The following is a 2584-nucleotide window of genomic DNA, read 5'->3' as shown; positions in this document are numbered from 1 at the left end:
CGCTTTTTTGGGGGGATTACCGATGCACCGATGACCATATTCGTATGCTCTACACCAGTGCGCGCGAAGAAGGGATAAATTTCTTTGATCATGCTGATTTGTATGGTTTCAACGCCCCTGCGGGGAGAGCCCACCTGTGTGAAAGCCGGTTTAGCGAAGCTTTACAGCTTACCAGCTCCGAGCGTGAGCAAATTATCCTGCAAACAAAGACAGGGATCATCTCTGAGCCCTGGCATTACGATCTGTCCCGTGAACATATAGTGAGTGCTGTTGAGCGCTCTTTAAAAGCGCTTCGTACAGACTATATTGATATTTTACTGTTACACCGTCCGGATGCGCTCGTGGAACCTGAAGAAGTGGCTCACGCATTTGACCATCTGGAATCATCAGGAAAAGTGCGGGCGTTTGGGGTTTCCAACCATACTCCCCGGCAGATTGATTTACTCAAAACGGCCGTGACTCAGCCAATCATTGTGAATCAGGTTCAGCTATCAGTCACTCATTCAACGCTCGTCGCGCAGGGACTGTCATCGAATATGACCGGATTTGATGATTCAATTACGCGTGATGGCGGTGGTGTCATTGATTATGCACGTGTGAATAATATGACACTTCAGGCCTGGTCGCCGTTTCAGAAAGGTTTTCAGGATGGTGTGTTTTTCGGTTCTCCGGATTATGTGAATCTCAATGCGGAACTGCAACGGCTCGCAACAAAGTATGAGGTAACTCCGACGGCAATCGCGACCGCCTGGATCACCCGCCATCCTGCAGGTTTTCAGGTCGTACTTGGCACGACCAGACGAGGGCGTGTTATCGAGGCTGCGAAAGGGTCAAATATTCCCCTTACCCGGGCTGAATGGTACAGCCTTATACAGGCCGCAGGACATCATGTTCCTTAACCCCGTACATTCTCAAGGATAAAGTCTGAGTTGCAGTTATTGTGATTCCGGCGCAATGGAATGCAAGCCGGGCTGGATAAATGCGAGTACAGTTGCAGTTAATGTGAGCTGAAGCCGTTTTTCATTTGCAGTTAGCATGAGTAGAAAACCGGGATAAATGCGATTCGGAAGGATTTGAAATGCGAGTCGCTACAAATAGGCGCGTATCTGGCGCATGGCGCTTTGCAACGCCTGAACCCATATTTTCCAGCCGCTGCCGGCGGCCAGCGGGTAATTAATATTGTAGCCTTCTCCAACGCCTGCGCCTTTTTCGTCCGCATAAATTGACGGCGGAGAAGGCCACCAGCGCGCCGAAGCTGATCATTGATGCCAGGGTGGTCAGACTGAGCACTATCGCCAGCAGGGAAATCAGCGATACCACCAAAATAGCGCCCACCGGAGTATTAAAACGCGCCGACAGGGTGCCAAACAGCGGTTTTGGTAAAAGACCGTCGCGTCCCATGCTAAAGAGTATGCGGGAAACCGATGCCTGAGAGGCCCGCGCCGACCCCATCGACCCGGCGACATAAGCCGCCGTGAACAGGCTGTTCAGCAATGCGCCGCCCGCAGTGTTCATCACTTCGGCGGCAGCGGATTCGGCATCTTTGAAAACGCTGCCGGGAAACACCAGCTGGCTGACCGCCGCCAGCGCAGTGAATAGCACGCCGGCGACCAGCGTGGTGATCACGATGGCGCGCGGAATATCACGCCGCGGTTGGCGGGTCTCTAGGAGTATGCGGAACCGGCGATAGGATGTTTTTTCACCATAAAGCCATACGATAGCGCCGTGAACAGCATGGCCGCCAGCGTAATTAGGTAAGCGCTGGCGGTGTGCGGCCCCCCGTTATCTCCGTCACTACGCCGTACGTGGTGAACATCGTTAGAGGCACCATGTATACCAGGCCGCAAAACACCAGCGCGGGTAGCGTCAGAATGCGGCGCATGAGCGCTCGCGGGCGCGTTGTTATTTACTACCGATTGACTACACATATTTCCCCTCATCGATGAGCGATGGGCGCCACCCGTCTGAGCGTCGGGGAGGCCGGCCGGTCGATTGATAATTTTCTATACTAGTCAAGGCGGAAAAAGGGAAGATAGTAGGAGATCCTTACGGCTGGCGGCGTATTCGCAGGATATTCAACGGCGTTGCGCTTTCAGTACGCTGCTACGGGAGTCCGCTTCGTTCGTCGATGAAAAGCCGCGCATATGAATATCCGGCTGTCGATAGTATGCCGGATGCAGCCTTTGACGCGGCAGGTACAATAGATGAACAGTCTGTCGGATGACGATATGCGCAAGGCCGCCGCTTTTGCGGCGGATAAGTGATGTTCAGGAGCGTTACTCCACGGTTTGCGCACCGCCGCGCAAACCGTGCGCGATGAAAGAATAATCGCTTCGTCTTTCTCTGCCGATGACGCTATACTGCTGAATAAATGAACAGTTGGCGGAGCGAGGGCGATGACTCAGGCGGCGTTTGATACTCTCAAATTTGTAGAAACGCTGGAGGCGGCCGGCATGCCGATGGGGCAGGCCAAGGCGATTTCCGCAGCGGTAAAGGATTCGTACGACGCGGCTGCGGCAGACGTGGCGACCAGGCGGGATGTAACTGATTTAATTTCTGATTTTCGCGCTAAAATCGATAAAAC

2 protein-coding genes and 1 pseudogene are annotated in these 2584 nt (G+C 53.5%); 2 read left to right on the top strand and 1 reads right to left on the bottom strand.

Going from position 1 to position 2584, the window contains the following annotated elements; translation table 11 throughout:
* The coding region (locus VSX58_RS04745) for an aldo/keto reductase (RefSeq protein WP_327617077.1) at positions 1-899 on the top strand (899 nt) is incomplete at its 5' end.
* Between the two features lie 274 nt (positions 900-1173).
* Here VSX58_RS04745 and VSX58_RS04740 read toward each other — a convergent pair.
* A complete protein-coding gene (locus VSX58_RS04740) occupies positions 1174-1674 on the bottom strand; it encodes an APC family permease (protein ID WP_327617078.1) in 501 nt (166 codons plus the stop codon).
* A gap of 722 nt (positions 1675-2396) precedes the next feature.
* Between VSX58_RS04740 and VSX58_RS04735 the strand changes: the two are divergent.
* Positions 2397-2584 (top strand): annotated as a pseudogene (locus VSX58_RS04735) (DUF1640 domain-containing protein); the annotation flags it as partial.

This window comes from Brenneria populi (assembly GCF_036016195.1).
Taxonomy (GTDB): domain Bacteria; phylum Pseudomonadota; class Gammaproteobacteria; order Enterobacterales; family Enterobacteriaceae; genus Brenneria; species Brenneria populi.
Note: the sequence above shows the minus strand (reverse complement) of the source record. Positions and strands in the feature narration are given on the sequence as shown.